The 22,212-nt window shown below is 71.3% G+C and carries 26 protein-coding genes; 15 read left to right on the top strand and 11 right to left on the bottom strand.

The features are described 5' to 3' along the window. The first annotated feature begins 109 nt into the window (after positions 1 to 109). Complete coding sequence (gene gsmA / locus BLV39_RS13645) at positions 110 to 1,210, top strand: sporangiospore maturation cell wall hydrolase GsmA (RefSeq protein WP_090790778.1); 1,101 nt, start codon at positions 110 to 112, stop codon at positions 1,208 to 1,210. Here the strand turns inward: gsmA and rsgA are convergent. Continuing rightward, on the bottom strand, positions 1,201 to 2,262 hold the full coding sequence (gene rsgA / locus BLV39_RS13640) for a ribosome small subunit-dependent GTPase A (RefSeq protein ID WP_090790776.1): 1,062 nt from the start codon (positions 2,260 to 2,262) through the stop codon (positions 1,201 to 1,203). The genes gsmA and rsgA overlap by 10 nt on opposite strands. Positions 2,263 to 2,371: 109 nt before the next feature. Between rsgA and BLV39_RS13635 the strand changes: the two genes are divergently transcribed. After that, on the top strand, positions 2,372 to 3,070 hold the full coding sequence (locus BLV39_RS13635; protein WP_090790774.1) for a maleylpyruvate isomerase family mycothiol-dependent enzyme: 699 nt from the start codon (positions 2,372 to 2,374) through the stop codon (positions 3,068 to 3,070). Between the two features lie 10 nt (positions 3,071 to 3,080). Then, the gene (locus BLV39_RS13630) at positions 3,081 to 3,737 is read left to right on the top strand and encodes an MBL fold metallo-hydrolase (protein WP_090790772.1); all 657 of its coding nucleotides are present in this window, start codon (positions 3,081 to 3,083) and stop codon (positions 3,735 to 3,737) included. Positions 3,738 to 3,768: 31 nt separating this feature from the next. On the opposite strand, the gene BLV39_RS13625 is transcribed toward BLV39_RS13630, so the two are convergent. Together BLV39_RS13625 and BLV39_RS13620 are read right to left on the bottom strand one after the other, a co-directional pair. Then, the gene (locus BLV39_RS13625; RefSeq protein WP_143049749.1) at positions 3,769 to 4,278 is read right to left on the bottom strand and encodes a hypothetical protein; all 510 of its coding nucleotides are present in this window, start codon (positions 4,276 to 4,278) and stop codon (positions 3,769 to 3,771) included. A 94-nt stretch (positions 4,279 to 4,372) separates the two neighbouring features. Continuing rightward, a complete protein-coding gene (locus BLV39_RS13620; protein ID WP_090790769.1) occupies positions 4,373 to 4,825 on the bottom strand; it encodes a hypothetical protein in 453 nt (150 codons plus the stop codon). A 97-nt stretch (positions 4,826 to 4,922) separates the two neighbouring features. Between BLV39_RS13620 and BLV39_RS13615 the strand changes: the two genes are divergently transcribed. Next, on the top strand, positions 4,923 to 5,465 hold the full coding sequence (locus tag BLV39_RS13615; RefSeq protein WP_090790768.1) for a YciI family protein: 543 nt from the start codon (positions 4,923 to 4,925) through the stop codon (positions 5,463 to 5,465). Here the strand turns inward: BLV39_RS13615 and BLV39_RS13610 are convergent. The 3 genes from BLV39_RS13610 to BLV39_RS13600 form a co-directional block, all read right to left on the bottom strand. Continuing rightward, a complete protein-coding gene (locus BLV39_RS13610) occupies positions 5,462 to 6,208 on the bottom strand; it encodes an SDR family NAD(P)-dependent oxidoreductase (protein ID WP_176984883.1) in 747 nt (248 codons plus the stop codon). The two genes, BLV39_RS13615 and BLV39_RS13610, sit on opposite strands and share 4 nt — an antisense overlap. Positions 6,209 to 6,290: 82 nt before the next feature. Continuing rightward, on the bottom strand, positions 6,291 to 6,677 hold the full coding sequence (locus tag BLV39_RS13605) for a DoxX family protein (RefSeq protein ID WP_090790766.1): 387 nt from the start codon (positions 6,675 to 6,677) through the stop codon (positions 6,291 to 6,293). A 10-nt stretch (positions 6,678 to 6,687) separates the two neighbouring features. Next, positions 6,688 to 7,905: an MFS transporter gene (locus BLV39_RS13600; protein WP_090790764.1), complete on the bottom strand. Its 1,218-nt coding sequence runs from the start codon at positions 7,903 to 7,905 to the stop codon at positions 6,688 to 6,690. Positions 7,906 to 7,985: 80 nt separating this feature from the next. Between BLV39_RS13600 and BLV39_RS13595 the strand changes: the two genes are divergently transcribed. The 3 genes from BLV39_RS13595 to BLV39_RS13585 are packed head-to-tail and all read left to right on the top strand — an operon-like array spanning position 7,986 to position 9,750. After that, entirely contained in the window at positions 7,986 to 8,582 is a 597-nt protein-coding gene (locus BLV39_RS13595) for a CGNR zinc finger domain-containing protein (protein WP_090790763.1), read from the top strand. Between the two features lie 32 nt (positions 8,583 to 8,614). Next, positions 8,615 to 9,421 (top strand): siderophore-interacting protein, encoded by an 807-nt coding sequence (locus tag BLV39_RS13590; protein WP_090790761.1) that lies wholly within the window; start codon positions 8,615 to 8,617, stop codon positions 9,419 to 9,421. After that, the gene (locus tag BLV39_RS13585) at positions 9,418 to 9,750 is read left to right on the top strand and encodes a YnfA family protein (protein WP_090791493.1); all 333 of its coding nucleotides are present in this window, start codon (positions 9,418 to 9,420) and stop codon (positions 9,748 to 9,750) included. The genes BLV39_RS13590 and BLV39_RS13585 overlap by 4 nt, the downstream gene beginning before the upstream one ends. A gap of 91 nt (positions 9,751 to 9,841) precedes the next feature. Here the strand turns inward: BLV39_RS13585 and BLV39_RS13580 are convergent, their stop codons facing one another. Next, positions 9,842 to 10,771 (bottom strand): GNAT family N-acetyltransferase, encoded by a 930-nt coding sequence (locus BLV39_RS13580; protein WP_090790759.1) that lies wholly within the window; start codon positions 10,769 to 10,771, stop codon positions 9,842 to 9,844. A gap of 272 nt (positions 10,772 to 11,043) precedes the next feature. On the opposite strand from BLV39_RS13580, the gene BLV39_RS13575 reads away from it, so the two are divergent. Continuing rightward, positions 11,044 to 11,784: a helix-turn-helix transcriptional regulator gene (locus BLV39_RS13575; protein ID WP_143049748.1), complete on the top strand. Its 741-nt coding sequence runs from the start codon at positions 11,044 to 11,046 to the stop codon at positions 11,782 to 11,784. Here BLV39_RS13575 and BLV39_RS13570 read toward each other — a convergent pair. The 4 genes from BLV39_RS13570 to BLV39_RS13555 form a co-directional block, all read right to left on the bottom strand. Further along, a complete protein-coding gene (locus tag BLV39_RS13570; RefSeq protein WP_143049747.1) occupies positions 11,777 to 12,298 on the bottom strand; it encodes a hypothetical protein in 522 nt (173 codons plus the stop codon). The two genes, BLV39_RS13575 and BLV39_RS13570, sit on opposite strands and share 8 nt — an antisense overlap. After that, positions 12,292 to 14,517: a hypothetical protein gene (locus tag BLV39_RS13565; RefSeq protein WP_143049746.1), complete on the bottom strand. Its 2,226-nt coding sequence runs from the start codon at positions 14,515 to 14,517 to the stop codon at positions 12,292 to 12,294. Before BLV39_RS13565 ends, BLV39_RS13570 begins: the two co-directional genes overlap by 7 nt. Before the next feature lie 109 nt (positions 14,518 to 14,626). After that, positions 14,627 to 15,118: a DUF2716 domain-containing protein gene (locus BLV39_RS13560; RefSeq protein WP_090790752.1), complete on the bottom strand. Its 492-nt coding sequence runs from the start codon at positions 15,116 to 15,118 to the stop codon at positions 14,627 to 14,629. Continuing rightward, a complete protein-coding gene (locus BLV39_RS13555) occupies positions 15,115 to 15,495 on the bottom strand; it encodes a hypothetical protein (RefSeq protein WP_090791490.1) in 381 nt (126 codons plus the stop codon). Before BLV39_RS13555 ends, BLV39_RS13560 begins: the two co-directional genes overlap by 4 nt. Positions 15,496 to 15,578: 83 nt before the next feature. Between BLV39_RS13555 and BLV39_RS13550 the strand changes: the two genes are divergently transcribed. The 7 genes from BLV39_RS13550 (at position 15,579) to BLV39_RS13520 (ending at position 22,207) form a co-directional block, all read left to right on the top strand. Then, entirely contained in the window at positions 15,579 to 15,983 is a 405-nt protein-coding gene (locus BLV39_RS13550) for a YccF domain-containing protein (RefSeq protein ID WP_090790750.1), read from the top strand. Positions 15,984 to 16,249: 266 nt separating this feature from the next. After that, positions 16,250 to 17,479, top strand: a complete 1,230-nt coding sequence (locus BLV39_RS13545) for a poly(ethylene terephthalate) hydrolase family protein (RefSeq protein ID WP_143049745.1) — start codon at positions 16,250 to 16,252, stop codon at positions 17,477 to 17,479. 92 nt (positions 17,480 to 17,571) lie between these two features. Next, a complete protein-coding gene (locus tag BLV39_RS13540) occupies positions 17,572 to 18,444 on the top strand; it encodes a LysR family transcriptional regulator (protein WP_090790747.1) in 873 nt (290 codons plus the stop codon). Continuing rightward, positions 18,441 to 19,319, top strand: a complete 879-nt coding sequence (locus BLV39_RS13535) for a LysR family transcriptional regulator (RefSeq protein WP_090790745.1) — start codon at positions 18,441 to 18,443, stop codon at positions 19,317 to 19,319. The genes BLV39_RS13540 and BLV39_RS13535 overlap by 4 nt, the downstream gene beginning before the upstream one ends. Positions 19,320 to 19,425: 106 nt before the next feature. Next, on the top strand, positions 19,426 to 19,641 hold the full coding sequence (locus BLV39_RS13530) for a DUF3311 domain-containing protein (protein ID WP_090791487.1): 216 nt from the start codon (positions 19,426 to 19,428) through the stop codon (positions 19,639 to 19,641). Next, positions 19,632 to 21,263, top strand: a complete 1,632-nt coding sequence (locus BLV39_RS13525) for a sodium:solute symporter family protein (protein WP_090790743.1) — start codon at positions 19,632 to 19,634, stop codon at positions 21,261 to 21,263. Before BLV39_RS13530 ends, BLV39_RS13525 begins: the two co-directional genes overlap by 10 nt. 26 nt (positions 21,264 to 21,289) lie before the next feature. Further along, entirely contained in the window at positions 21,290 to 22,207 is a 918-nt protein-coding gene (locus BLV39_RS13520; protein ID WP_090790742.1) for a phosphatase PAP2 family protein, read from the top strand. The last annotated feature ends 5 nt before the right edge of the window (positions 22,208 to 22,212 follow it).

Raw genomic sequence — 22,212 nt, 5'->3', positions numbered from 1 at the left:
CTTTCGCGAATTCCTCTCTTTTCCCACCGTTCCCATTTCCGGCAAATAGCCTGAATTGACCGATGGCGGCGTGGATCGCCACCGGTCAGGTCGGAAGGGGGAACCGACGATGAAGTCTGCTCTGATGCGTGCGCTGGCCGCCGGTGTGCTGGCCAGTGCGGCCGCGGTCGCCCTGCTGCCCGGCGTCGCCGCCGCCGCACCGACCGCCACCGTCGTCGCCGGCGGGCCGCTCAACCTCCGCAGTGGACCGTCCACGGCGGACGCCCGTGCCGGCTCGGTCGCCGACGGCAGCAAGGTGACCGCGGTCTGCCAGGAGTTCGGCGAACAGGTCAAGGGCACACAGCGCGCGACGCCGTACTGGGACCGGCTGTCCAACGGACACTACGTATCCGACGGCTACCTGCGCTGGTCGCCGTCACGGCCCTGGCTCCCCTGGTGCACCCCGAAGGGTGCCAGCGTCGCCACGGTCAGCAGCGGCGGCGGCTCGGTCAACGTGCGCGCCGGCGCCACCACGAGCAGCACCCGGGTCGGCACCCTGACCAACGGCACCGGGCTGGCGATCAACTGCCAGGTGTGGGGCCAGAAGGTGACCGGGCACGTTCGGACCACCTACGCCTGGAACCGGCTGACCGATGGCCGGTACGTGTCGGACGCGCTGGTCGCGTACAGCAAGGGCATGCCGAACCTGCCCTGGTGCGGCCAGTCGCCGCCCACGGTGCCGGCTTCGGGCGCGGCGCAGTTCCTCGCCCGCGTCGCCGAGCCGGCCCGCCTGGGCTTCCAGAAGTACAAGGTGCCGGCGTCGGTGACCATCGCGCAGTCGATCCTCGAGTCCGGCTGGGGCCGCTCCTACCTGACCCGGCGCGACCACAGCTACTTCGGCATCAAGTGCTTCGGCAACCCCGGGACGATCGCGCTGGGCTGCCGGTCGTACGCGACGCAGGAGTGCGAGGGCGATAGCTGCTACGACACCTCGGCGTCCTTCCGGGCGTACCGCAACGCGACCGCGTCGTTCGCCGACCACGGGTACTTCCTGACCGTGAACGACCGCTACAAGCCCGCGTTCAAGTACAGCAACAACCCGAACCAGTTCGCCAAGGAGATCCACAAGGCCGGCTACGCGACGTCTCCTTCGTACGCGAACGACCTGATCGAGATCATGACGGCGTACAACCTCTACAAGTACGACCCCGCGAAGAAGGCTCAGATGTGACGGCTCGTGTCGCGGACCCGGTGTTGTTTGAGCCGGGCCCGCTCCACGGCCGCCTTGCGGGACTCGCGGCGGCGGGTCTCGTAGGCGAGCTCCCGACTGAGCCGCTCCCAGCTCTCCCACCGGCGGGGGCTGAGCTCGCCGGACTCCAGCGCCGCGCGGACCGCGCAGTTGGGCTCGGCCTGGTGGGTGCAGTCGGCGAACCGGCAGGCCGCGATGATCTCGGCCACGTCGGCGAACGCCTGGCCCAGACCCTCGGCGCCGTCCAGCAGGCCGACCTGGCGCATGCCGGGGGTGTCGAGCACGGCGCCGCCACCGGGTATCGGAATCAGGGCGCGGTAGGTCGTCATGTGGCGGCCCTTACCGTCGCTCTCACGGACGGCTCTTGTGCCCATCACGGCAGCCCCGGCCAGGGCGTTGACCAGCGTGGACTTGCCGGCGCCGGACGGACCGAGCAGGCCGAGCGTGCGGCCGGCCGCGACCAGCGGGCGCACCTGGTCGAGACCCGTGCCTTCCCGGGCGCTGACCGTCAGCACCTCGACGCCCGGCGCTGACCGGGCCAGGTCGTCGGCCACCGCGGCCGGGTCGGGCACGGCGTCGCACTTCGTGAGCAGGACCAACGGGCGCGCGCCGGAGTCCCAGGCGAGCGCCAGCAGCCGCTCGATGCGGCCGACGTCGGGCATGGGGTCCAGCGGCTCGACCACGGCGGCGACGTCGAGGTTGGCCGCCAGCACCTGGCCGGACGAGTCCTTGTCGGCGGTGCGCCGGATGATCGCCGTGCGCCGGGGCAGCACCGCCTCGATGGTGACCCGGTCGTCGGGCCAGACGCGCACCAGCACCCAGTCGCCCGCACAGGGCAACCGTGCGGGGTCGCGGGACGCGGCGGCCAGCACCGCGCCGGCCAGGCTGGCGCGCACCGGGCCGTCGGCGCACAGCACGGTGCAGACGCCGCGGTCGACCCGGGCCACCCGGCCCGGCACCACGTCGGCGTCGAACGCCGGCAGGCCGGCGGAGTACGCGGCGTCCCAACCGAGGGACGCGAGCTCAAAGGTCATGGGTGCCTTTCGTCGTTGGCATCGACGGTAGGCCGCGCCCGGTGGGGCCGAAACCGAATTCTGACCCGCACCCGGCTAGGGTTTGTGGTGCGAGGCGAAAGGGGCTGCTGTGAGCACGGACCCGCTGGCACTGATGGCCGAGGTCGACCGGGCGACCGAGCGTTTGATCACGACGGCCGCCGGGTTCGACGACGCGGCCGTCGCGGCACCCTCCGCCCTGCCCGGTTGGACCCGGGGACACGTGCTGGCGCACGTCGCGCGCAACGCGGACGGCCTGCGCAACCTGCTGATCTGGGCGCGCACCGGCGTCGTCACCCCGCAGTACCAGCCTGGCCAGCGCGCGAGCGACATCGAGCGCGACGCCGACCGGCCGGCCGCGGTGCACCTCGCCGACCTGCGGGACTCGACCCTGGCGTACGCCGAGGCGGCCGACGCGCTCACCCCGGAGCAGTGGTCGACCATCCTGGACGTGCCCGGCCAGCCGCAGGCCACCGTCTTCAGCGTCTGGCGCCGGCTGCGCGAGGTCGAGGTGCACCACGTCGACCTGGCCGCCGGCTACGGCCACGACGACTGGCCGGACGCCTTCGGCCACCGCCTGCTGCACGAGGTGGTCAGCGGCCTGGCCGACGCGACCCCGCTGGTGCTGCGGCCCACCGACACCGGCCACCCGCTCGAGGTGGGCAACGGCGGCCCGGTCGTGTCAGGTTCCGCGTGCGCGCTCGCCGCCTGGCTCACCGGCCGCTCCACCGGCGCCGGCCTTTCCGTCACGCCCGACGGTCCACTGCCCACCCCGCCCTTCTGGATGTAAGGATCCCGCCATGTCTTCGTACAGCGGAAACGTCGAGACCGGCGGTGCGCCGGACGTCCGGAACCTGCCCGGCCTGCGCATCACCAAGCTCTCGGTCGGCCCGATGGACAACAACGCGTACCTGCTGGAGTGTCTGTCCAATGAAGACCTGCTGCTGATCGACGCCGCCAACGAGGCGCCGCGGTTGCTGGAGCTGGTCGGCGATCGCGCACTGTCCACAGTGGTCACCACGCACCAGCACATGGACCACTGGGTGGCGCTGGAGGAGGTCGTCGCGGCGACCGGCGCCCGCGCGCTGGCCCACCCCGACGACGCCGAGGGGCTGCCCATCAGCACCTCGCCGGTGGTCGACGGCGACCGGATCCCGATCGGCGACTGCGAGCTCGAGGTCATCCACCTGGTCGGCCACACGCCGGGGTCGATCGCGCTGGTCTACCGCGACCCGAAGGGCACGCCGCACCTGTTCACCGGCGACAGCCTCTTCCCGGGTGGCGTGGGCAACACGCACGACGACCCGGAGGCGTTCGCGTCGCTGATCGGCGACATCGAGACCAAGCTGTTCGGCGCGCTGCCGGACGAGACGTGGTTCTACCCGGGCCACGGCAAGGACTCCACCTTGGGCGCCGAGCGCCCGTCGGTGCCGGAGTGGCGCGCCCGAGGCTGGTAACTGGGTGGGGCGCCGGTGGGCGCCCCACCGCTCAGCTCGCCGGCCTGAAACAGACCGCCCAGACAGTGCCCTGACCGACAGTGTCGGTCGGATTGGTGAAGCTCGCCCGCCAGGCCACGAGGCCGCCCTGCGGACCCACCACGGGCGCGCTGGCCACGATGGACAGAGCGCCCTGGTCGATCTCGAACCCGCCGCCGCTCAACGCGGTCCCGTCCGGGCAGAACGCGAGGATCGACTCGTCGGACGTGTTCGCCGGGATCGGGGCCGTGTCCGCGATGACGCCGGGAGTCCCCACCTGACCGGGAGGGCCCTGGGGGCCTCTGACGTTCCAGCTCACCCGCTGCTCCCACCGATCGCAGCCGTGGCCGCCGCCCTCCCGAGGCGGGTCCGGAATGCGCACGTCACCGGTCTTCCGGTTGACGCAGGCGTTGATGACGGACGCCGCCTCCGGCTCGGCCTGGGCGAGACTGCCGAAGGTCAGCAGCGCCGCGGCGGCCAGTCCGGTGATGCCCAACACCCGGTGTCGGGTCGCAGCTTTCACGTTCGCTCCTCGATGACGTTGAGGTCCCCCCGTGGGAGCTCAAACCGGTTATATCGAAGAACGAGCGTTCGTTTTATACGCCACTCCGTGACGGTCAGTGTTCGTCGTAGTGGCCCTCGTGGGCCGCGTGCCGGTGGTCCTCGTGCAGGTAGTCGACGTGGTCGCCGTGCGCGACCGACGGGTGCCCGCAGCCGTCGCCGTGTACGTGGGTGTGCGCTTCCGCTTCGACGTGGTCCTTGACGGAGCACTCGTCGTAGTGGTCGCCGTGCTTGGTGTGCGCGTGGCCGTCGTGCAGGTAGTCGACGTGCCCGTCGTGCTTCAGGCCGATGTGGCCGCAGCTCTGGCCGTGCTGGTGCTGGTGGCCTTCGGTGCTCGTGTGCTCTTCGGCCGTGCACTCGTCGTAGTGGCCATCGTGCGAGTGGTGGCGGTGGCCGTCGTGCAGGTAGTCGATGTGGCCCACGTGTTCGAACGCCTGGTGGCCGCAGTCGATGCCGTGGATGTGCTCGTGGGTCGCGAGATGCGCCTGGTGTTCCGTGTCGACCGACATGGCTCCACCTCCGCTGGTCAAGGTGTCCCCTACGCGCCAATTATCCCCCTCCTGGGCCGGTGATCATGGCGCTTGCCGGGATGTGAGGATCGTGGGCATGGAGTTCCTCTGCTACCACCGTGACCGTCCCGGCTCGATGCCGTTGCGCCACGAGCTGACCGAGACGCACTGGTCCTACATGGACGGATACGCGGCGGAGCTGATCGCGCGCGGCCCGACCCTGACGGACGACGGCGAGACCGCCACCGGCAGCGTGCACATCCTCGACCTGCCCGACCCCGCGGCCGCCCGGGCGTTCGCCTTCGACGAGCCGAACTACCAGGCCGGCGTCTACCGGGACGTGCTGCTGCGCCGGTGGAGCAACGCGTTGGGGCGCACGATGTGGGACTTCCCGGGCGGGCCGACGGAGGACAACTGCTACCTGGTGATCGGCTTCGGTGCCGGCGAGCCCGTGGACCTGGAGCCCCGACACGATGACCTCATCGCGTACGGGCCGCTGCTCTCCGACGACGGCACCGCCTGGCTCGGCACGGCGGCGCTGGTCCGGGCCGCGGACGCGCAGACCGCACGCACCATCCTCACGGCGGACCGGTACGCCGACGTCGAGGTGCACAACTGGACCTTCGGCGGGCGCCGCTAGACCAGCACGGCGCCGCCGGCGACGTCGACGATGACGCCGGTGATCCAGCTCGACTGCTCCGAGGCCAGGAACAGCGCGGTGGCGGCGACGTCGGCCGGCGTGCCCAGGCGGCGCAGCGGGTGGGCCTCCGCCAGCGCGCGTTGCGTCTCCGCCGGGATCCAGCCCTGGTTGGTCTCGGTCAGGATGGTCTCCGGTGCGATGCAGTTGGCCCGGATGCCGAACGGTCCGACCTGCGCGGCCAGGTCCTGGGTGAAGAGCTGGACCCCCGCCTTGGCCACGGCGTACGCCACGATCGTGCGCTCGCTGGGTTTGCGTCCCGCCGCCGACGACAGCGTGATGATGGTGCCGGACCGGCGCTGCTTCATGCCCGGCAGGAACCGGCGCACCGTCAGGAAGGTGCCGGTCAGGTTCCGGTCGATGTCGGCGCGCCAACTCTCCTCGGTGATGTCCTCGATCGGCGCCGGCCGGCTGGTGGTGTTGCCGGCGTTGGCGACCAGGACGTCGACGCGACCGTGCCGTTCGATGATCTGGTCGTGCATCCGGTCGAGGTCCGCGGCCACGGTGACGTCACCGGTCACGACCAGGGCGGCACCACCGATCCGCTCCCGCACGGAGGCCAGCGCGCTCGCCGACCGGCCGTGCAGCACGACGTCGGCGCCCGCCGCGGCGAAGGTCTCCGCGATCGCCGCGCCGATTCCGCGCGAGCTGCCGGTCACCAGGGCCACGTGATTCGAAAGGTTCATACGCCCCAGCCTCCGCGTGCCGGGCAGCCTCGTCGTCTGCCCGGGAGCGGCGTCGGATGTACGCGGATCTGCGTACACCTGGTCAGGCCGGGAAGGACTCCGGGCCGAAGCGACCCCAGGCGATGAACGCCGCGAGGGCGAGATAGGCCAGGTTCAGCAACGCGAAACGGCGGTGGCCGTCGTCCCGCAGGTGCGTGATCATCGCGCCGACCATGAGCAGGACCCAGCAGGTGGCGGTCACCGGGACCAGCACCGGCGCGATGCCGACCACCGCGGGCAGGATCAGGCCGGCCGCGGCCAGGATCTCGACCACGCCGAGGGTCTTGACGAAGCCCACGCTGAAGTTCCTGGTCCATCTGCCGCCGGGTGCCGCGGCCAGCTTCGCCTTGGGTACGAACGTCTTGCTGATGCCGCCGACCAGGGCGACCGCGGCGAGCAGCCCGGCCGCGATCCACAGTGTCTGGTTCATGATGTGCTCCTCATGTCGTCCGTTTCTCGGCATGGAGACACGCGTCGACGCTTTCCCGTGACATGACCCGGGTCACTGTGCCCGCCGGTGGGAGAAGACGCTCGGCGAGCGCGAGTGCCAGCGCGACGGTGCCGAGCAGCGCGCCGATCAGCACCGTGCTCCGCACGCCGTGGCTGGGCAGCACGAGGCCGCCGAGCCACGCGCCGGCGGTGATGCCGACGTTGACGGCGGCGGAGAGGGTGGCCGCGGCGAGGTCGGACCGCCCGGGCGCCACCCGCAGCACGAGCCCGCCGAGCGCGGCCGTGAACGCCGCGAACGCGAGCCCGGACAGCGCGAGCAGGACGACGGCGGCGGCCGGCCACCCGCCCAGCGCGTAGAGCCCGATCAGCGCCGCCGCCTGCAGCGCGACGGTGGCCACCAGCGCCGGCCAGGGTCGGCGGTCGACGAACCCGCCGAAGGCGAGGATCCCGAGCACGCTGGCGACGCCGCGGACCAGCAGGACGGCGCCGAGGGACGCGGCGGCCAGGCCGCTGACCTCGGTGACGAACAGGGCGACATAGGTGTACGCGGCGATGGCGCCCGCTGTCGTCAGGACGGCGACCCCGACCAGCAGAGCGAACCGCCGGGCGTCGGGTGTCGCGCCCCGGGCCGCGTGCCCCTCGTCGGGCCGGGTCGACGGCAGCAGCATCGCCACCGTGACCAGCACGATCGCCCCGAGCCCGGCCACCGCCAGGAACGACGCCCGCCAGCCGGCACGCTCGCCCAGCCAGGTGCCCGCGGGGACGCCGAGCACCAGGGCGATGTTGCCGCCGGCGAACACGACCGCGACCACCCGCCCGCGCAGGCCGGGCCGGAACAGCTCGGCCGCCGCCGGCACCACGACGGCCCAGAACAGCGCGTGGGTCGCGGCCGTGGCCATCCGTGCCGTGAGGAGCAGCGCGAAGCTGCTCGCGAACACCGTGGTCACGGTGCTGATCACGAAGCCCGCCAGGAGCGCCGACAGCAGGCGCCGCCGCGGGATCCGTCGGGCGAGCGCGGTCAGGGGGATCGAGGCGACGACGACCACGGCGGCGTACGCGGTGACCAGCGCGCCCACCCGCGTCGGCGGGACGCCGAGGTCCTCGGCCATCGGCAGCAACAGGCCGATCGGCAGCGCCTCGGCGGTGGTGTAGAGGAACGTGCCGCCGGCCAGCCCGACCAGGGCTCCCACCGCGCGTCTGTGGCCCATGAGTTACCCCCAAAAGACGTTATGACGGAAACAGACTAACGGGCACGTTCGACGCGGCGCTACTGGTAAAGTCCGTTTTGATGGAAACAGTCGAGCGGATGCGTCTGGTGGGCGGCAACATCGCCCTGGACTTCGTCAACACCCGCAGTGGGCCACCCACCGGCCCACCGGACGACGACGTGCTCACGGCGTATCCCGACCTGATCGCCTGGGCCGTCTACGCGGGGGTCCTGTCCTCGACGGAAGCGGCTCGGATATCGCAGGAAGGCGCCCAGGCCGCCCTCGACCGCGCGCTGCGGACGCGCGACTACCTCGACGACCTGTTCCGGTCGCTGGCCTCCGGCGGCACCCCGAGCACGGAGGCGCTGATCCGGCTCCGCGACGACGAGGCCGACGCGATCGCCCATGCCCGCCTCGATCCCGCGCAGGCCTTCGGCTGGACCTGGCACGACGACCACTCGCTCGTCCGGCCACTGTGGCCGGTGGTGCACGCGGCGGTCGACCTGCTCACCACGGGCCCGCGTGACCGGGTCAAGGGCTGCGGCGGCTGTCGCTTCCTGTTCGTCGACGAGAGCAAGAACCGCAGTCGCCGGTGGTGCAGCATGGAAGACTGCGGCACCACCGAGAAGATGCGACGGTACGTAGCGGTGCGCCGCACCCGGGCGGGCAGGGGTTAGGGTGGCCTAAGCGACTCGACGGAAGGTTCCGCATGACGACGCCTACACGGCAAGGCCGCACGCAGCACGTGCTCGCGGTGGAGTCGACCGAACAGGTCGGCCCGCACCTGGTGCGGGTGGTCCTCTCCGGCGAGTCCCTGGCTGATTTCGGCGGCAACGGGCACACCGACGCGTACGTGAAGCTGCTGTTCGCCGACCCTGCCCTGGGCCTGCGTCCGCCGTACGACCTCGCGACGCTGCCACGGGAACAGCGGCCGGTGACCCGCACCTACACGGTGCGTTGGGTCGACCGGGCCGCCCAACGGCTGGCGATCGACTTCGTGACGCACGGTGACACGGGCATAGCGGCGCCGTGGGCCATGAAGGCGGTCCCGGGCGACGTGCTCGTCCTGTCCGGCCCGGGCGGGGCGTACACGCCTGACCCGGCGACCGCCTGGCACCTGTTCGCCGGCGACCTCTCCGCGTTGCCCGCGATCGCGGCGGCCCTGGAGTCACTGCCGGCCGACGCCAACGGTGCCGCCTACCTGGAGATCGCCGCCCCGGCCGACATCCTCGACCTGAAGTGCCCCTCCGGTGTCGCCGTGAACTGGCTGGTCAACCCCGACCTCGACGACGCGGGCTTCCTCGCGCGCGCCGTCGACAGCGGCCCGTGGCCCGATCCGAGCGGGGTCCAGGTCTTCGTCCACGGCGAACGCGAGTCCGTCAAGGCGATCCGCGCGGTCCTGCGCACCCGGGCGGTGCCGCGCGAGGCGCTCTCCATCTCCGGCTACTGGGCCCGCGGTCGCACCGAAGACGTGTTCCAGGCCGAGAAGCGCGAGCCGATCGGAAAAATCGACTGACGACCCTCCGGTCCATCGCCCTCTACGTCGCCGCCGCCCTCGCCGAGATCGGCGGCGCCTGGCTGGTGTGGCAGGGCGTACGCGAGCATCGTGGGCTGCTCTGGGTCGGCGCCGGCGTCGCCGCGCTCGGCCTGTACGGCTTCGTGGCCACCTTCCAACCCGACGCGCACTTCGGCCGCGTCCTGGCCGCATACGGCGGTGTCTTCGTGGCCGGCTCACTCGCCTGGGGCGTGGTCGTCGACAAGTTCCGCCCGGACCGCTACGACGTGGCCGGCGCCCTCCTCTGCCTGGCCGGCGTCGCGGTAATCATGTACGCACCGCGGGTGTAGCACCGCGTGGAGAAAACCGGGGCGCTCCGCGAACGCCTGACGGGCATCGAGGCCCAGCAGGCGTCCGCGGCGACCGCCGATCTCTAGCGCGTCACTCCCAGGTCATGTCGACCTGGCGTTCGAAGACCCGGTAGCCGGCCCGAGCGAACGCCTTCGCCATCGGGACGTTTCCGACGTCCGTCGCCGCCCGGATCCGGGGCACGTCCTCGCCCGCCAGCACGCGGGTGCCTTCGGCGAGCAGTTCGTCGATGTAGCCCTTGCCACGGTGGGCCGGCACGACCCCGATGTAGGCGATGATCGGGTTGTAGGAGTTGCGGGCCGGGATCACGAACCCGACCGGCGTCCCGTCGTCGCGCACGCCGACCCGCCACCACTCGCGCGGTGTCGAGTAGCCGAGCAGCTCCTCGTCATATTGCTGGTTGGCCTGCTCGGCGGGCTTCATCCGGGTGAGCTCCGCCTGGCTGTGCGCGTCGAGCGTCCCCTCGAGCACGTCGGTCATCAGCCCGACGAGCTCGTCGCGACCCGTGGGGACCCGGAAGGCCAGCTCGCCCTTGGCCGCGGGGACGCCGGCGGACGGCAGCCATTCGAGCCGGAGCCGCTCGACGAGCATCCGGGCGCCGGTGCTCTCGAGGGCGGTGATCCGGTCGGTGACCACCCGGTTGGCGACCGGGTCGTCGTGCCAGTCCGGCGGCGTGAACCGGATGTACTGCGGCATTGTCGCGCCCGGGCCGAACACGGCGGCGGTGGCGGCCGCGAACAGCTCCAGGGCGACCTCGACGCTACCGGGCGACTCGTCGAAGTCGAAGAAGTCGAGCACGTACGGGTCTTCCCCGGCGCGGAACGTCCACCAGCCGAGCCGGGCGACGACGCGGTCGTCCCGCAGCGCGACCCACAGCCATTCGGGCCGGCGGCGTCCGTCGGCGAGATCACGGTCGAGCTCTTTGTCGAGCTGGTAGCGGAGTTGGCAGAACAGGGGCAGCTCGTCCGGCCCGGTGATCGGGCGGAGAGTCAGCGATGTCATGGGCACATTCCTTGCTTGAGGTGTGCCCGTCCTGTGTCGCGTCAGCGCGAAGGCGACGCGAACGAAGGCCCGGGCACGATGGTGGCGTTCATCTGCTCGTTCCTCCCTTCGTCTTCCGTGGCCCCGCGCGGGGCCGTTCGGGGCACAGGTCTACCGGACAGGGCGGCGGGACCGCAACCCGATTGTGGTCCCGTGACCGATCTTGTGACACAAAGCCGACCGCTGTCCAATCCGTGACGGGCCGCGCGGGCCACAGTTCCTATCGTCCGGCCGTGACCCTTCACAACGACCAGTCGTGGGTACGCGCCGTCGCGGCCGACGTCAGTGCCTTGCGCGGCCGCCCGCTCGCCGACGCCGCCATCGCCGCGATCGGCCACCGGCTCGGCACCGACCTGGCCACCTACGCCGAGCTCGACCTGGCCACCCTGCGCCTGCCCGACCTCGCCACCGACCGGCCCGTCGAGCGGGCGGTGCTCCGTCGGATGCATGACCAGCTCACGGCCCACCCGCTGTTCGCGGCCACCGTGCGCGGCTCACGCCCGTACCCTGGGCCGCCCTTGCAGGTCACCGATGTGCTCTCCGAACGGCAATGGCGGCAGCACGCGCTCTACCGCGAGATCCATGCCCCGCAGGGCATCGGGGCGCACACCGTCGCGCTCGTGGTGGGGTCACCGCCGTTGCTGAGCTGGTACCAGTTCAACCGGGACCGGGTCTTCGACGCCCGCGAGATGGACCTGCTCGAACGCATCCAGCCGGCGCTGATCGCCCTGCACCGCCGGAACCCGGCGCCGGGTCGGTCGCCGCTGACCGGCCGCGAGGTGGAGGTCGTCCGGTGTATCGCGGACGGGCTGACCGTGCCGGCCACCGCGCGCCGGTTGGGGCTGGCGGCCGGCACGGTACGCAAGCACCTGGAGAACGTGCACCGCAAGCTGGGCACCTCCGGGCCGGTCGCCACCGTGATGAGGGCGGTCGAGCTCGGCATCCTGGAGGTGCCCGGCCGGCGTCCTACATGAACGCGCAGGGCAGTTGCTTGCCCTGGCACGCCTGGATCAGCGTGCCCACGTCGACCGTCCCGATCCGCTTGCGCCCGAGAACCACGTCGACGGTCGCCGTGGTGTCGATGTACGGCAGGTCGACCACGACCTCCGCCTCCTCGAGCCGCAGCATCCGGTGCGCGTTCTGCTTCGAGTCGTACGTCCGCACGGCGAGCGGGTCGTCCATCGTGAGGGTGTCGAGCACGGCACCGGCGCTGTCCCGCAGGCGCAACGAGAACGGCGCGGTCGAGCCGCGCAGCGACGAGGTGAAGCCCCGGTCGATCTCCAAAATCGTCGGCGTCACCGACGACTCCGAGACGCGCAGCCCGAGCCGTACGTGCGCTCCCTTGGTCGGGTCGGTGTAATCGACCGACGGCGCCGGTTGGACCGGAGCGGCCTGCGGCGGCGCGCCCTGTGCCGCGATGGCACCGGCCCCCAGCACCGACGCGGCCAGCACCACGACGGCGAGCAATCGGGTACGTCGGCTCAGCATTGGGCCCTCCCACACTTCGCGAAGGCCGCCTCGGCCGCCCGCAGGTCGTCGGCGCGTTCGATGGTGTTGCTGATCATCACGTCGGACAGCGGTCCGTCGCTGCGCCACCAACCGGTCCGGCCGGTGGAGTCGCTGATCTCGTTGCAGGTGCTCGCGTCGGAGCCGTTGCGCTGGCATTCGGCGAGGGAGGCGTAGGTGTTGATGCCCGCGCCGAACGAGTAGCCGCCGTCGCAGCAGTACTCGTCGCCCTCGTGGTACGCGTCGTGGTGGAACTCGTGCCAGCCGACGATCGGCGAGTCGGCCGTGAAGATGTTGCCGGTCGCGTTGTCACGGCAGTTGACCGTGTGCAGGATCCCGTTCGCCTCGGCGAAGCTCACGGGGCTGAACGGCCCACGTGCGCACAGCGCGCCGGAGTCCGGGTCGACCTTCACCTCCACCGGGATGTTCTGCACCCAGATCCCCACCTGCGACCAGTGCGTGGCGACCGAGCTCGGGAAGATCCGCCCGCGTACGCCGAGCAACTGCCACGCGTTGTCGTCGACGGCGTTGCCGAACTGCCGCGCGCCCGCCAACGTCGAGGTGTCGTATCCCGTGCCGGGCGCGTACGCCACGTCGAGGGTCTGGTTCAGGGGTCTGGTGGTGAGCTTTCCGTCCTTGTTGACCGCTGCGGGCACGCTGGCCCGCCACAGCGGCACCAGGGTCACCTCGGGGCCTTGCGACGGCTCGGGCGGGTTCAGGTCGGTGATCCGCCAGTCGGCCGTCGCGGTCGCCATGTCCGGCACGCCCTCGGCCTCGGTCGCCGTGATCCGGTAGGCCACGGCGTCGCCGGCGAGGATGTCGGACGGGATGACCGCCTGGCACTCGTCGGTCTGCACGCAGGTCTTGACCACCCGGGGTGCCAGGGCGACAGGCCGCGAGATCCAGCCCGCCGGGCTCATCTCCACGGTGATCCGGCCCGCCGGCCGCGGGTTGTGGTCGCCCGCCACCACCTTGGCGCGGATGGAGGTGCCGGGCACGGCCTGCGGGTTGACCGCGGGTACGCCCGGCTCGGCCAGCGCGTACACCTCGAAGCCCGGTGGTGGGTTGACCGCGTTCGTCGTGAGCGAGGTCGGTGGGAAGGGCCGCCCGTCGTCGGCGTTGCCCTGCAAGGTGTAGACGTACGAGCCGGGCAGTGCCCAGCTTCCGTCGGCATGGCGGCCGTTCCAGGCGAACCCGATCGGGCCGGCGGCCTTGCGCTGGTCGCCGGTGCGGAAGACCTCCACGCCGGCGCGGAACACCACCATGCGGAAGGTGCCGGTGACGGACGCGACCGCGTTGACCACGATCGGCCCACTGCGGTACTGCCAGCCCGACGCCGGCTGGCTGGCCATGTTGGTGAAGCCGACACCGGCCCGCTGAATCACCCGGGCATGACCGACCTGGGCCGTGCTCGCGTCCATCGGGTCCACGACCGTTATGTCGTAGGCACCGACGGCAGCGTAGGTCCCGTCCGACATGCGGCCGTCCCAGGTGATGTTGAAGCTGCCGCCGTAGAAGTTCGCCTCGTAGTGCACGAACCCCGAGCCCGTCGCCAGCGGGGTGATGACGAACCGCAATGCCGACGGCACCGACAGGTAGCCGCTGATCGTCAGGGTCTCGCCGAGCCGCGGATCGAAGTCGCGCGGCACACCCGCGGTGGGCGGCGAGTTCAGCGTGATGGTGGTCGGCCGGGCCGTCACGCTGACCGTGAAGATGGCCCGGGAGGGACCGCCGCTGGTCGCCCAGGAATGGGTGTTGTTGCGGCCACCGATCAGGCTCTGCGTAGCCCAGTCCTTCGCGGTGCCGGGGTTGAGGTCCGCCTGTTCGCGACTGCCACCCTCGGTGGAGTCGTCCTCCCAGAGCTCGAAGTTGACCCGGAAGTCCCCGGTGATCGTCCGTCCATTGCAGACCGTGTTGGGCGTGGTGATGTCGGTCCCGCCGGCGGCAGGAAGCGCCATCTCACACCGCACCTGCTGCCCGTTGTCCTGCGTGATCACCGCGACGCCGAACAGCTCCGGCGTGTCACAGATGACCAGCCAGACCCGGTCGAGACACTCCGTCGTGTGCATCTCGTTGGCCGTCACGGTCACGGTCGAGCCGTAGCTGGCCGCCGCCGGTGTGACCGGCAGGGCAACCAGGACGGCCGCCCCCACGACCGTCGTCAGCGCGACCGCCAACAGCGACCGCACCCTTCTGCGCATGCGTCTCACGCACCATCCCCCCTCGCACGCCGAACCCACAGCGGGATCGGTGGGCATAACTGTGCGGAGCGGTTACGGCCTTAGCGATACGCGGATGCGCGTACCCGGCCTAATGCGCCCGGCGGCGGATCGGCGGGCCTAGAACCTCGTCCAGGTCGGCCTCGATCAGTTGGAGCAGCTCGGCGCCGAAGACGCAGAGCGACGCCTCCCAGGGATGGCCGAACGTGCCGTACCGGAAGTCCTCAGCCAGGTAGATGGAGTAGTCGCCGTCGGGGAACGGCGACGGCAGCCATCCCGGTCGGTCGAAGTCGAACCCGGCGCGGCCCGGCCAGACGCGGTAGCCGGTGTGCTGCCAGTCGAGGAACAGCACCGAACCATCGCCGGCCAAAGTCGTCAACGCGGCATGCAGGATGTCGGTAAACCGATCCAACCGCGAGTAGCCGGGATCGTCGTCGAGCGCCGCGAACGACCAGGTGACCGACGGCGCCGGTTCCGTGATCCCGGGAAACCGCTTCGTGTGGGGCCGGAAGCCGAAGTCGGCGTAGAACCGGCCCCAGATGGCGTCGTGGTCGGCGCGTAGTTCGCTGTAGCCGGTGGTCACCCGCGCTTGTCCTCCACGTGGACGACGGCGAGGTCGTGGCCGTCGCGGTCGCGCTTGCTGCGGCCGTGCAGACCCACGACCAGGTCGGTGCCGTCGGTGACCTCGTCCGGACCGACGTAGGTGAGCACGTCGTTGTGGTGGCCCCAGACAACCCAGCCCGGCCCCGGATCCAAGGTGATGGTGCCGAAGTCGCCCGCTGGCGAGCCGGCGTGCACGGGTCCGTACTCCCGGAGGATGTCCGTCGCCCGCTGGGCCAGGTCGTCCGCCGCGCCGGGTGCCGGCAGCACGACACACGTTCCGTGCGCGAACACGACCCACGACTTGCTGTCACCCCGGACGACCCGACGCCACACCCCAGCGAGCTCATGCTCAGACATGGCGCCGATCATGACGTACGCCGCCCCACCGCGACCACCCCGGCTGACGTCGTCACGTGGCGGGCGTCGGTCATGCTGAGGGTATGCGGTTGATCCTCAATGTCCTCTGGTTCATCTTCGGGAGTGGGTTTCTGCTCGCCATCGGGTACGGCGTCGCCGCGCTCATCTGTTTCGCGCTGGTCATCACGATCCCGTTCGGGGTCGCGGCGCTGCGGCTCGCCGCGTACTCGTTGTGGCCCTTCGGGCGCACGGTCGTCAGCAAGCCCGAGGCCGGCGTGGCCACCGGTCTCGCGAACATCGTGTGGGTCGTCGTCGCCGGCTGGTGGCTGGCGCTCACCCACATCGTCGCCGGTGTCGCGCAGTGCGTCACGATCATCGGGATTCCGTTCGGCATCGCCAACTTCAAGCTCGTCCCGGTCGCGTTCTGGCCCCTGGGCCGCGACATCGTCGACCTCGACCACGCACCCGCGTACGCCAGCACGCGGTAGGCGACGGGGTGGTGTCCGTTCGGGTCGTACATGTTCGGACGCGTGCGTACATGCCAAAGCACGTATGCCCCGGAGCGCAGCACCTCCCGGCGACGAGGTCTACGCCTTCGAGGGCCGACTCGACCTCGAATCGCGACCGCGAGTGCCGATGAGATGCACACGATCGACGTCTTCGGCTGACCGGTGATTTCGCCGATCCGCACCTTCGAGAATCCCGCTTGAATCGATGGCTACGAATCTCATCGGTGGCGGAAGGGATCCTCGACATGTCTCGGACCCGAATATTCAGGGCGGCGGTGCTCACCGTGGCGACGGTGGCCGCGGCCGGGGTCCTCGCGACCCCGGCCGCGGCGGCGACCACGGTCTACAGCGAAGCCTTCTCCGGCGGGCTCGGCACCTTCACCGCGTCCGGCTCCGTCACGACCGGCAGCTACGGCGCCCGGCTGCGCGGATCGTCGTCGGCCATCACCTCCAGGGCCATCGACCTGACCGGGTACGGCGACGTGACAGTCTCGTACACCCGGGCGGCCTCCGGTCTGGATCTTGGTGAGTCGTTCACCGCGGCCTACTCCCTCGACGGCGGCTCGTTCACCACGTTGGAGTCCGCACGGACCGCGACGGGTGCCGCGTCGTTCGACCTGCCCTCGGCGGTTGACGGACGGAACCTGCGCCTGCGCTTCTCGCTCACCGCCAGCAGCGTCCTGGAGACCCTGACCGTCGACAACGTGCTCGTCGTCGCCCAGGACGGTGACGACCCGGACCCGCCCGGCGGCGGTTCGCTGCCGCGGGTCACCGACGTCACCCGGCCCGGGCCGTACGCGGTGACCGTCGACCAGACCGCCGGGCCGGACGACGACGGGTGGCTGGTGTATCCGACGAACGCCGGCCAGAACGGTGTCGACCACCCGATCCTCGTCTGGGGTCCGGGCGCCGGGTCCGGTCCCGCCGAATACTCCGACATGCTGCGCCAGTGGGCGTCGCACGGTTTCGTCGTCTACAGCGAGGTCTCGTCGAGCAGCGGCGCCTACATGGTCGCTGCCCTGGACTGGCTGGAGGACCAGAACGCCAGCCAGAGCAGCCCGCTGTACCAGGACCTCGACACGTCCGCGGTGGCCTTCGGCGGGCATTCCCGAGGGTCGATCGGCACGTTCGACGTGGCCGACGAGCCACGCCTGACGACCACCATCCACGTGGCCGGCGGCTCGTTCGACGGCAACGGCCCGGACAACCTGCGCAACCCGGCCCTCTACATCGGCGGTGACGAGGACTTCGCCACGGCGAACCTGGAACGCGACTACACCAACACCGACGTACCCGTGTGGTTCTCGGTCCTCGACGACACGGACCACATCCTGGCCACCCGCAATGGCCAGCACGTCATCACCGCCTGGCTGCGGTGGCACCTGGCCGGCGAGACCTTCCGCCGAACGACCGACTTCCTGAGCGCCGACTGCACCTTCTGCGGCCTCGGCGACGTCCGGTTCAAGGGACTGTGACCGACCCGCCGCCCCGCCACCGCCGTGCGACGGCGGGGCGGCACCCGGTCGGCCCTTCCGTGCGGGGACACACCGGCGTAACACTGGTCGCCATGGATCCGCGTCAGGTGCGCAACTTCCTGGCGGTGGTCGAGCACGGCGGATTCGGTCGCGCCGCCGCCGCACTCGGTCTCGCGCAGCCGACGGTGTCGCAGTCGGTCAAGGCCCTGGAACGCGAGCTCGGTGTAACCCTGTTCCGCCGGGGCTCGCAGGGTGTCGTGCCCTCCGGCGCGGGCAGCCGGTTCGTCGGCCCGGCCCGACAGCTCATGCACGACATCGCGCGGCTGGGCGCCTCGGTGGGCGGCCACAAGCAGCCGGTGCTCCAACTCGTCGCCGGTGCGCCGCTGGCCACCCATCCCGGTGCGGAGCTCGTCGGATCCTTCGTCGCCGCGCATCCGGACGTCCTCGTGCACATCGACCGGGTGCCCGACCGGTTGGCGGGCGACGACGACACGGTGTTGACCAGAGTCCGCACTGGAGCGAGTGAGCTCGGCCTGGCCTATCTGTCGGGGCCGGTCGACGAGCTCCACACGGTCGAGCTCGGTCGCCACGCGTTCGTCCTGGCCTTCCCACCGGGTACGCGGCTGCCCGACCGACGGGTGCCGCTCAGCGTCCTGGACGACGGGCCGCTCATCGGTGTGCCGCCCGGCTCCAGTCAGCGGCGGCTGATCAAGGCGGCCCTGCACACGCGCGGCGTCCGGCCCCGGGTCGTGGTGGAGAACGGTCAGCGCGACCTGTCGGCGGCGCTGGTGCTCGCCGGGGTGGGCGCCGCGTTCCTGCCCGACGCGGCCGCGGCCGCCATCGCCGCACGCGGGGCCGTCGTGCGGGTCGTCGACCCGCCGCTGCACCTGGCGTACGGCCTCGTGCACCGGCCCGCCGAGCTCACCGCCATCGCCGAGGCCTTCGTCGACCACGTGCGCGGGTGAGCGTGGACCTCCGTCGCCTGGCCTACTTCGTGGCCGTCGTCGAGCACGGCAGCGTGAGCGGAGCCGCGGCGGCCCTGCACATCGCGCAGCCGTCGTTGTCCCAGTCCATCCGCGCGCTGGAACGCGAGCTCGGCGTGGTCCTGTTCGACCGGCGACACCGCGGGCTCACCCTCACCACCGATGGCAAGGCGCTGCTCGAACCCGCCCGACAGGTACTCGACGACGTGGCCGCCGCCCGGGCCGCCGTACACGATCCGGACGTGCCGGCCGTCGGTGTCCTCAACCTCGCCGTGCACGACATGCTCGCCGTGGAGCTGACCGAGGTGCTGCGCGACCTGCGGCAGGCCCGTCCGGACCTGTCCGTCCGGCTGTTCGCGGCCAGGGACGAGGACGACATCGTCCGGCTCCTCGTCGACGGGCACTGCGACGTCGGCCTGACCTACCTGCCGGTGCGCCACACGGACCTGCACGGCCACGTGCTCGGCACGCGCGACGTCAGCCTCATCCTGCCGCCGGCCGAGGGGAACCTGCCCGACCCGCTGCCGCTGGCCGCCCTCACCGGCATGGCCCTCGTGGACACCCTGCGGGAGTTCACCGCCGCCCGGGCGACGATCCGCGCCACCCTGGCCGCGCACCAGGTGGTCATGCGCCCCGCGGTGCGCAGCGCCCACCGCGAGGCGATCGTGCCGCTCGTGCTGGCCGGAGCCGGCGCGGCCTTCGTGTCCGACCGCTACGCGCGGGACGCGGCGGCGTGCGGTGCGGTGGTCCGACGCCTCGATCCGCCGATCGACATCACCTACGGCCTGCTGTTCCGCAAGGGCGCGTTGGCACCGGCCGCCCGTCTCCTGGTCGACCGGATGAGCGCACCCGCATAGATCTATGTGATGCGCCTATGGGGACAGTGGAATTTGGTCTTTGCTTTCTCAGTGCGCACCGTTTGTGATCGAGCGCGTCCCGTCGGTTGACATCGAGGAGGAGCCGATGGCGCGACGCGCTCGCGCGAACCGGATCTGGTACCTGCTGTTGGTTCCGCCGGCGGTGGCTCCGTTGCTAACGCCGCTGTACAACCGGATCGAACCGACGGTGTGGGGCCTGCCCTTCTTCTACTGGTACCAGCTCATGTGCGCGGTCCTCGCGATGGTCCTCATCACCGTGGTGCACATGGCCACCCGCGAGCGGCGGCACGAATGGCAGTAACGGTCTTCCTGACACTGCTGGGCGCCATGCTGCTGCTCGGCTTCGCGGCGGCCCGTTGGCGCCGGCCGGACGACATCCACAGCCTGGAGGAGTGGGGCGTCGGCGGCCGGGCGTTCGGCAACTGGGTGAGCTGGTTCCTGCTCGGCGGCACCATGTACTCCGCCTACACCTTCGTCGCGGTGCCGGCGCTGACGTACGGCGTGGGCGCGATCGGCTTCTTCGCCGTCCCGTTCGCGATCATCACGACGCCCCTGGCCTTCATCTTCACGGCCCGGATCTGGTCCGTGGCCCACCGGCACGGGCTGCTGACCCCCGGCGAGTTCGCCCGCGCCCGGTTCGGCTCGACCAGCCTGGGCGCGCTCGTCGCGCTGACCGGCATCATCGCGACGATGCCGTACGTGGCCGTCCAACTGCTGGCGCTGAAGGCCGTGTTCAGCACGGTCGGCGTGAGCGGCGAATGGCCACTGCTCATCGCCGTCGCGATGGTCTCGCTGAGCACCTTCCGGTCCGGCCTGCGGGCACCCGCGCTGCTGTCCATCGCCAAGGACATCCTGCTGGCCTGGGTCGTGCTCTCCGCGCTGCTGGTCGTGACCATGTCCAGCGGCTGGGGCGAGATCTTCCGGAAGGCGGGCGGCTACTTCGCGACGACACCGTCGCCGAACGACGGGCTGATCCTGAACCCGACGGGCCAGCTCGGCTTCGTCACCTTGGTGCTGGGCTCGGCGCTGTCGGTCTTCGCGTACCCCCACGCCGTGACCGGCATGCTCTCGGCCAAGGACCGTTCGACGGTACGACGCAACATCGCCGCCTCCCCGATCTACTGTCTCGTCCTCGGGCTGATGGCGCTGCTCGGCTTCTTCGCGCTGACCGAGGGGATCAGGCCGCTGGACGGCGACCTCAACACGGTCATGCCGCAGATGTTCCAGAAGCTCTTCCCGGGTTGGTCGGCCGGGATCGCGTACGCGGCGCTCGGGGTGGCGGCCCTCATCCCGGCGGCGGTCATGTCCATCTCGGCCGCCAACGCGTTCACCCGTTCGATCTACCGGACGTACCTGCGTCCGGCCGCGACACCGCCCGAGGAGGCCCGGGTGAGCCGCTGGGCGTCGCTGGTCGTCAAGTTCGGCGCGCTCGCCGTCATCCTGGTCATGCAACCGTCGTACGCCGTCGACCTCCAGCTCATCGGCGGGGTGATCATCCTGCAGACCATCCCGGCGGTGTTCATCGGGCTCGCGACGGGCTGGTTCGACTGGCGGGCCCTGGTCGCGGGCCTCGTCACGGGGTTGGTCACCAGCTTGGCGCTGCTCTGGGACATCCAGCAGATCGGCGCCGGCGGCGTGGTGGTCAAGGCGCACTTCGGCGGCTCGAGCATGCCGGTCGGCGACACGGGCATGACCGTCTACGTCGGAGTCGTCGCGCTGGCGGTCAACCTGCTCGTCACGACTGTGCTGACATTGCTCCTGCGGCTGCTGCGCATCCCGCCGGGCCGCGACCGGACGACACCGGCCGACTACGTCGCCGACGCCGACGACCCGATGATCAAGCGCCTCGACGAGATCCTCGACGGGCTGCCGGCCCGACCCGTCGGCGCCCACGCCCGTACTGCCGGGTCCCGATCGCCCTGAACCGCGCGTGGGCTAGGTTGCTGCGCATGCGTAGGTGGCCGATCGGGCTTGGCCTCTGGTTCCTGGTGCTGGCGGCCGCCGAGGTCGCCGCGCTGGTGGCGGTCGTCCGGTTCTTCGTTCTCTCGGAACACGGACAACTGCTGGACAGCGTGGCGCTGGGCGGCAACTGGATCGGGCAGGCCCGGATCGGCGGCGTGGTCGACACGATTCTCAACACCGTGTCGGTGGTGTCGCTGCTCGCCGCCACGGCCTCCGTCGGCTTCATCGCCCTGATCCGGCGGCGGGTCGCGCTGGCCGCCGGCACGATCCTGCTCATCGTCGGCGCGAACGTGACGACCCAGGTGCTCAAACGACTCCTCCTGCGCCCGGAGCTCGGCGTCGACGTGGAGCGGGCGGCGGCCGGCAACAGCCTGCCGAGCGGGCACACGACGATCGCCGCGGCCGTGGCTGTCGGGCTCCTGCTGGTGCTGCCGGCCCGGCTGCGCGGGGTCGGCGCGGTGCTCGGCGCCCTGGTGGCCGCCGCCGTCGGGGTCGCGACGCTGTCGGCCGGCTGGCACCGGCCCAGCGACGTGGTGGCCGCGTTGCTGGTCGTCGGCGTCTGGTCCTGCGTGGCGAGCCTGTTCATCGTGGTGGCGCAGCGCCAGCACGGCGACGTCGTCTACGGTCCCGGGAACCGGATCGCCCTGCTGGTCCTCGCCCTTGGCGGCCTCGTGCTGCTGGCCGGCGCCGCCGGTGCCCTGGCGCTGACCGACCAGGTGCGCGCGACGCCGATCGACGACCTGAGCCGGAGCCGGTTGCTGGCCGCGTACGGCGGCGGGGCGCTGGGCATCGCGGGCACGGCCAGCCTCGTGGTGGCCTCGGTGCTGGCGACCGCACACCGGGTCGTGCCCCAGGCCGTGCCGGCCGCGGTCACCCACGAGGCGGCCGCCGCTCCGCCGGCCTAGCCTCG

This window comes from Asanoa ishikariensis (assembly GCF_900107455.1).
Classification (GTDB): domain Bacteria; phylum Actinomycetota; class Actinomycetes; order Mycobacteriales; family Micromonosporaceae; genus Asanoa; species Asanoa ishikariensis.
Note: the sequence above shows the minus strand (reverse complement) of the source record. Positions and strands in the feature narration are given on the sequence as shown.